Here is a 6,327-nt window from a genome sequence, read left to right as displayed (position 1 = left end):
CGCGGCTTCAACATCGATCCAAGCGGCCGCTATCTCGCAGCCGTCGGCGAACTGTCGGACCACATGACGGTCTACGGCATCGACCAGAATAGCGGCGCGCTGACCAAGCTGAATAGCTACTCCGTCGGCAAGAAGCCGAACTGGGTCGAGTTCATCGGCTTCCCGTAGCTTGCCGCGATCAACTCAACACGTTGCGATGCCAGTTGCTGCGCCCTCTCCCCTGCTGTCCGCCGAAGCCTTGGCGAGGGCGGATGTGGGAGAGGGCACAATAACTGGCATCGCGAAGAAAGTACCCTCATCTCTTGAAAGGGATAACGCCGCTCACCTCACCCGCGCGATGTAATAGGCGAGATCGGCGATCTCGTCCGCGCTCACCGGTTGCAGCACCTCGGCCATGGTGCCGTCATAGCCGTGGCGGGTGTTGTCCTTGTATTCGGTGAGTGTCTTCTTCAGGTAGTCCTCGCGCTGGTCGGCGATGCGCGGGACGTTGTCACCGCCGGAGTAGTCCGGCTTGTGGCAGGAATTGCAGTGGTTCTTCGCGGCGGCCGCCTGCGCGCGCGCCATCCGCGCGCCATCGCCGGCGTCCTCGGGCGGCTGCGGTTTCGGCAAAGTGGCGATGAAATCCGAGAAGGCGCGCAGATCGTCGTCGGAGAGGCCGTTCGCCATGTCGTTCATGGGGGATGCGACGCGCAGCTTCTCGCGGAACATGTAGAGCTGGATCAGCGCATAGGGCGCCTGCTGGCCGCCGAGCGAGGGCGTGTTGTCGGTTGCGGAGGTGCCGTGCTCGCCATGGCAGCTCAGGCACGGCATCGCCCGCTCCGCGACGGATTGGGCGTGCAGCGGGGAAGTAAGCGACGCGGCAAGCGCCGCTGGGATCAGTATTTTACGCATGTTACCCCAGCGCAGAATTCGTAGGATGGGCGAAGGAGCGGAGCGACGTGCCCACCATGTTGCAGCGAGCACGCGGTTGAATGGTGGGCACGGCGCTTCCGCCTTCGCTCTGCGAGCTACGGCGGACGCGGACGCGCCTTAGCCACCCTACGAGAGCTACGATTGCAAACCGCCTATTGTTTGGCGACCTCCGGCGTGCCGTAGGTGACGCGGTAGACCGCGCCGTTCCAGTCGTCGGACACCAGCATCGAGCCGTCCTTCAATTGCAGCACGTCGACCGGCCTGCCGATATATTTGTTGTCCTGCAGGAAGCCAGTGATCAGCGGTTCGATCGACTCGACCTTGCCGTCCTTGTCGAGGCGGACCACGACGACGTCGCCGCCGAACTTGCTGGTCCTGTTCCAGGAGCCGTGCCGCGCCACGATGATGGTGTCCTTGTACGATTTCGGGAACATGTCGCCGGTGTAGAAGCGCAGGCCGAGCGCCGCCGCATGCGGCCCCATCAGGCCGACCGGCGCCGTGAACTCGCTGCAGGAATGGCCCCAGCCGAATTCGGGATCCGGGATGTTGCCCTGGTAGCAATAGGGCGCGCCGAAATCCTCGCCGACCTTCGTCACGCGATTGAGCTCGTCCTGCGGCACGTCCTCCGACAGCCAGTCGCGGCCGTTGTCGGTGAAGTACATCTGCTTGGTCTCGGGATTCCAGTCGAAGCCGACCGAGTTGCGGACGCCAAGCGCAACCACCTCGGCGCCGGAGCCGTCGAGATTGATGCGCCGAATCTGGCCATGGGCATCGTCGTGCAGCACGTTGTTGCCGGGCTGGCCGACCGGGACGTAGAGCTTGTCGTCGGGCCCGACTGCGATGAACTTCCAGCCATGGGCCTCGTCCTTGGGCAGGTTGTCGTAGATGACGGTCGGCTTCGGCGGGTTGTCCAGCACGTCCTCGACATGCTCGATCTTGGAGATTTTCGACAGCTCGGCGATGTAGAGTGTGCCGTCGTGGAAGGCGACCCCGTTGGGACGGTAGAGGCCGGAGGCCAGCACCTTGACCTCGCGCTTGCCGTCCTTGCTGACGATGGCATAGACCTTGTCGACCAGCCGGCTGCCTACGAACACAGTGCCCTTGTCGCCGAGCGCGAGCGAACGCGCGTTCGCCATGCCGGCGGCATAGACCTCGATGTTGAAGCCGGTGGCGGCCTTGAGCTTGTCGAGCGGCAGCTTGTCGGCTGCGGCCGGCAATGGCGGCGGCGCGACCGGCGCGAGCTTGATGGCCGCCTCGTTGTCGGGCCGGCCGATCATCGGCGAGCCTGGCGGCAGCGGCTGTGCCGCACCGGCGGGCGGAGCGGCCGGCTGCTGTGCGGCGGCCGCGGTCAGGAAAGCACCAACGAAAACGCCGGCCAGAACCAGGCTGCGCGGCGACGAGCAAACGAGCATGACATTCCTCCCCTTATGGTGTCCCTTCCATCGGAACATCAATGCGCTCCTGCGGGACCTTGCCACAGCAACACTCTCCGACATCCGTCGTCTGCCATGCAATCGGAAAGATCGCATCCCAAGGATGCGCGCGCGCGGAACGGCGCCCGGGTCACGTCAATGTTTGGTGGTCGGCTGATCCGGCAGGTCGAAGATCGCTTCGACGAAGGGAAATTCCAGCACGATCTCGCCGTCATCGTCGGTGACCTCGATGACCGCGCTGAGCAGCGCCCCGCTGGTTCCCTCGCTGCGCAACAGCTCGTGAATCATCGCGCGCGCGATGCTCCAGGCGCGATCCGGATTGCGCAGTTCCTCCCCATCGGGATCAACGATCAGCTCGTCGCCGATCCTGGTGTTGAAATAATAACGTGGCATGGCGAACCAATGGGGTGGACGGGCGGGAATTGGAAGCGGGAGGATTTCACAAGTTCTTTATTCGCTCTTGCAAGCCGTCGCTACCCATTCAAGCGGACACTCTGCGGGAGACGGCGAGGGCTGAAGCCATTGCCGCCACGCCCGCTTTCGCGGAAGGGTGGGATACTCTCAGGTTAGTGCGCTTTCGCGCCGCAGCAAAGCGGCGGACCTCGTCATACCGTGAAAATTTCACTGGCGAACTTTTCCATCCACGTTAGTTTAATGATGAGGGCGGATGTCGTCCCGTTTGGAAGGAGCGTCACAATGGCCTGGAAAGCACCGAAGATCGTCGAAGTGCCGGTCGGCATGGAAATCAACATGTATGCCTGCGCGGCCCGCAAGTAACGGCCGGCAAGAGCAGCACGTTCTACGAAAAGGTGGGCCTCCGGACGTTGTGCGTTCCAGATCGGGACGCGGACGGACCGGGGTCCACCTTTGTGGTATCTGGGCCTGTGGTATCTGGACCTGTGGTATCTGGACCTGTGGTATACGGACCTGTGGTATCTAGATCGCGTTCAGTTGGATCGCGTCAAGTCACTCTGCCGGGAGACGGATCATGCTTCGCGTCGTCGTCCTGGGTGCCGCGGCAGGCGGCGGGGTTCCGCAATGGAATTGCGGCTGCGAGATTTGCCGGGCGGCCCGCCACGGACAACCGGGGCTTGCAAGCAGCCAATGCTCGGTTGCCTTCAGCGCCGACGGCGCACACTGGTTCCTGATCAACGCCTCCCCTGACCTGCGCCAGCAACTGACCGCGACGGTGCAGCTTCACCCGAAACGCGGACAGCTCCGTCACACGCCGATTGCAGGCGTGATCCTCACCAATGTCGAGGTCGACGCCGTCGCCGGCCTGCTCTCCATGCGCGAGGGCTCGTCCTTTACCATTTTTGCCCATGCCAAGGTGCTGTCGATCCTCAGGGATAACAGCATCTTCAACGTGCTCTCCGAGAAGAACGTCAAACGCCAGCCGATCACGCTCGATCAGGCGTTCGAGCCCGCCCTGCCCGATGGTCGCCTGAGCGGCATCGAGATCACCGCCTTCGCGGTGCCCGGCAAGGGCGCGTGGTACCTGGAGGGCAGGACCCACCCCGGCGGCGAGGACGGCACCGGCGATACGCTCGGCCTGCACATCCGCGACAAGGCGTCCGACAAATCCTTCTGCTTCCTCGCGGCCTGCGCGCGCGTCACCGAGGAGCTGAAATCGCGGCTGGCCGGCACCTCGCTGCTGTTCTTCGACGGCACGGTCTGGCGCGACGACGAGATGATTGCGGCCGGCCTCGGCAGCAAGACGGGCCAGAGCATGGGGCATATCGCGATGTCGGGACCGGACGGCGCAATCGAGAGCCTCGCCGGCCTTGCTATCGACAGGAAGCTGTTTCTGCATATCAATAATTCGAACCCGGCCCTGCTCGCGGGCTCGCAGGAGCGCAAACGCCTGGAGCAGGCAGGCTGGCAGATTCCCGCCGACGGAATGGAGATCGTGCTTTGAATTTCCAAGTCCCCAGCGCCATGACGGCGTATTCGATCGGCAAGGGCGTCTCGCTGAACGATGCCGAGGAGCTGGAGGCCGCCCTGCACCACATCGGCGAAACGCGCTATCACAGCCTGCACCCATTCCATAAATTGCTGCACGGCGGCAAGCTCAACAAGGGGCAGGTGCAGGCCTGGGCGCTGAACCGCTATTTCTACCAGAGCACGATCCCGCTCAAGGATGCGATGGTGATCTCGCGCTTCCGCGACCGCGCCACCCGGATCGAATGGCGGCACCGCATCGAGGACCACGACGGCGATGCCGACAGCGAAGGCGGGATCGATCGCTGGCTGAAGCTGACCGAGGGACTCGGCCTCGATAGCGCCTATGTCGAATCGACCGAGGGCATCCTGCCGGCGACGCGCTTCGCGGTCGAAGCCTATGTGCATTTCTGCCGCGACAAGTCCCCGCTGGAGGCGATCGCCTCGTCGCTGACCGAATTGTTCGCGCCCAACCTGCACGAGGAGCGCATTTCCGGGATGCTGCAGCACTACGACTTCGTCAACCCGGACATCATGAGCTATTTCAAGCGACGCCTCGCCCAGGCGCCGCGCGACGCCAATTTCGCGCTCGCCTATGTCAGGGAGCACGCGATGACGCCGGAGCAGCGCGAACAGGTCTGCAATGCGCTGATCTTCAAGACCAACGTCTTGTGGGTGCAGCTCGACGCGCTCTATCATGCCTATGTCGAAGGCCATATTCCGCCGGGCGCCTTCGTTCCCGAGCGGAACTAACGACCTGAAGGGTTGCAGCGATGGCAGGGCCGCGCCATATCAGCGTCAGCGAGGCGACCAGGCCAGTGCTGCCGCGGCACGCCAAATTGAAGTTCGACGAGACGCGGCAGGTCTGGGTGATCCTCGCACCGGAGCGGGTGCTGGCGCCGGACGAGATCGCGGTCGAAGTCTTGCAACTCTGCGACGGCGCACGCAGCGTCGGCCACGTGGCGGATCAGCTGGCGGCGAAATACGCGGCGCCGCGCGAGGCGATTTTGACCGACGTGATCGCCATGCTGCAGGATCTGGCCGACAAGGGATTTCTGACCGAAGCGCGCGAGAAGACGACATGAGCGAACTCGCGGATGAAACGACGAAGACCGATGCCAGCGACGGCCTCGCCGTGCTGGAGCAAGGCAGGTCGACCGCGGAAACGTTTGGCATTCCGCTCGCGGTGCTGTTGGAACTCACCCATCGCTGCCCGCTGCAATGCCCCTATTGCTCCAACCCGCTCGAGCTCGACCGCGGCTCGACCGAGCTCACGACGGAGGAATGGAAGAAGGTGCTGTCCGAGCTCGCCGAGATCGGCGTGCTGCAGATCCATTTCTCCGGCGGCGAGCCGACCGCGCGCAAGGACCTGGTCGAGCTGGTGCGGCATGCGAGTGATGCCGGCCTCTACACCAATCTGATCACCTCGGCGGTGCTGCTGACGCGCGAGAAGCTGGCGGCGCTGGCCGACGCCGGGCTGTGCCATGTGCAGATCAGCTTCCAGGGCAACGAGCCCGTCATCGCCGACCGTGTCGCGGGGTTGAAGGAGTCGCACAAGAAGAAGCTCGACGTGGCAAGATGGACCCGTGAGCTCGATCTGCCGCTCACCGTGAATGCAGTGATGCACCGGCAGAACCTGCATCAGCTCTCCGACATCATCCAGATGGCGGTCGATCTCGACGCCGACCGGCTCGAAGTCGCCAATGTGCAGTATTACGGCTGGGCGCTGAAGAATCGCGCCGCGCTGATGCCGACGATCGCGCAGCTCGAGGAGACCACCCGCATCGTCGAGGAGGCGCGCGAGCGGCTGAAGGGCACGCTCGCGATCGACTATGTCGTGCCGGACTATTACGCGCTGCGGCCGAAGAAATGCATGGGCGGCTGGGGCCGGCAATTCTTCAACATCTCGCCCGCCGGCAAGGTGCTGCCCTGCCACGCCGCCGAGAGCATCACCGGGCTCGAATTCGAGTCCGTGCGGTCCAATCATTCGATCGCCTGGATCTGGCAGAACTCGGAAGCCTTCAACCGCTACCGCGGCACC

The 6,327-nt window shown here is 63.9% G+C and carries 9 protein-coding genes; 6 read left to right on the top strand and 3 right to left on the bottom strand.

The genetic code is table 11. The features are described 5' to 3' along the window. A partial coding sequence (locus JOY90_RS31350; RefSeq protein ID WP_291694967.1) for a beta-propeller fold lactonase family protein occupies nt 1–168 on the top strand: 168 nt, incomplete at its 5' end. 153 nt (nt 169–321) lie between these two features. Here the strand turns inward: JOY90_RS31350 and JOY90_RS31345 are convergent. The 3 genes from JOY90_RS31345 to JOY90_RS31335 all read right to left on the bottom strand — a co-directional run bounded on the left by JOY90_RS31345 (nt 322) and on the right by JOY90_RS31335 (nt 2,738). Beyond that, complete coding sequence (locus tag JOY90_RS31345) at nt 322–810, bottom strand: cytochrome c (protein WP_367277015.1); 489 nt, start codon at nt 808–810, stop codon at nt 322–324. Between the two features lie 254 nt (nt 811–1,064). Continuing rightward, nucleotides 1,065–2,324 (bottom strand): PQQ-dependent sugar dehydrogenase, encoded by a 1,260-nt coding sequence (locus JOY90_RS31340; protein WP_291694965.1) that lies wholly within the window; start codon nt 2,322–2,324, stop codon nt 1,065–1,067. 156 nt (nt 2,325–2,480) lie between these two features. Continuing rightward, entirely contained in the window at nt 2,481–2,738 is a 258-nt protein-coding gene (locus JOY90_RS31335) for a hypothetical protein (protein WP_291694964.1), read from the bottom strand. A gap of 303 nt (nt 2,739–3,041) precedes the next feature. Here JOY90_RS31335 and pqqA point away from each other — a divergent pair, with 303 nt between their 5' ends. The 5 genes from pqqA to pqqE form a co-directional block, all read left to right on the top strand. Next, the gene (gene pqqA / locus JOY90_RS31330) at nt 3,042–3,122 is read left to right on the top strand and encodes a pyrroloquinoline quinone precursor peptide PqqA (RefSeq protein ID WP_012029362.1); all 81 of its coding nucleotides are present in this window, start codon (nt 3,042–3,044) and stop codon (nt 3,120–3,122) included. A gap of 211 nt (nt 3,123–3,333) precedes the next feature. After that, complete coding sequence (pqqB, locus tag JOY90_RS31325) at nt 3,334–4,263, top strand: pyrroloquinoline quinone biosynthesis protein PqqB (RefSeq protein ID WP_291694963.1); 930 nt, start codon at nt 3,334–3,336, stop codon at nt 4,261–4,263. A gap of 20 nt (nt 4,264–4,283) precedes the next feature. Further along, nucleotides 4,284–5,039, top strand: coding sequence for a pyrroloquinoline-quinone synthase PqqC (gene pqqC / locus JOY90_RS31320; RefSeq protein WP_291694962.1), 756 nt, complete (start codon nt 4,284–4,286; stop codon nt 5,037–5,039). 20 nt (nt 5,040–5,059) lie between these two features. Beyond that, entirely contained in the window at nt 5,060–5,371 is a 312-nt protein-coding gene (pqqD, locus tag JOY90_RS31315) for a pyrroloquinoline quinone biosynthesis peptide chaperone PqqD (protein ID WP_291694961.1), read from the top strand. Beyond that, nucleotides 5,368–6,327: pyrroloquinoline quinone biosynthesis protein PqqE (gene pqqE, locus JOY90_RS31310; RefSeq protein ID WP_291694960.1), on the top strand; the 960-nt coding region annotated here is incomplete at its 3' end. The genes pqqD and pqqE, both read left to right, overlap by 4 nt.

The sequence above is a fragment of the Bradyrhizobium sp. genome, assembly GCF_019242285.1.
Taxonomy (GTDB): Bacteria; Pseudomonadota; Alphaproteobacteria; order Rhizobiales; family Xanthobacteraceae; genus Bradyrhizobium.
Note: the sequence above shows the minus strand (reverse complement) of the source record. Positions and strands in the feature narration are given on the sequence as shown.

What these genes read in the sequence shown, in the direction of transcription:
- JOY90_RS31345 (WP_367277015.1), bottom strand. Translation starts at nt 810, where the DNA reads ATGCCGTGCCTGAGCTGCCATGGCGAGCACGGCACCTCCGCAACCGAC.
- JOY90_RS31340 (WP_291694965.1), bottom strand. Translation starts at nt 2,324, where the DNA reads ATGCTCGTTTGCTCGTCGCCGCGCAGCCTGGTTCTGGCCGGCGTTTTC.
- pqqD (WP_291694961.1), top strand. Translation starts at nt 5,060, where the DNA reads ATGGCAGGGCCGCGCCATATCAGCGTCAGCGAGGCGACCAGGCCAGTG.
- JOY90_RS31335 (WP_291694964.1), bottom strand. Translation starts at nt 2,738, where the DNA reads ATGCCACGTTATTATTTCAACACCAGGATCGGCGACGAGCTGATCGTT.
- pqqB (WP_291694963.1), top strand. Translation starts at nt 3,334, where the DNA reads ATGCTTCGCGTCGTCGTCCTGGGTGCCGCGGCAGGCGGCGGGGTTCCG.
- pqqA (WP_012029362.1), top strand. Translation starts at nt 3,042, where the DNA reads ATGGCCTGGAAAGCACCGAAGATCGTCGAAGTGCCGGTCGGCATGGAA.
- pqqC (WP_291694962.1), top strand. Translation starts at nt 4,284, where the DNA reads ATGACGGCGTATTCGATCGGCAAGGGCGTCTCGCTGAACGATGCCGAG.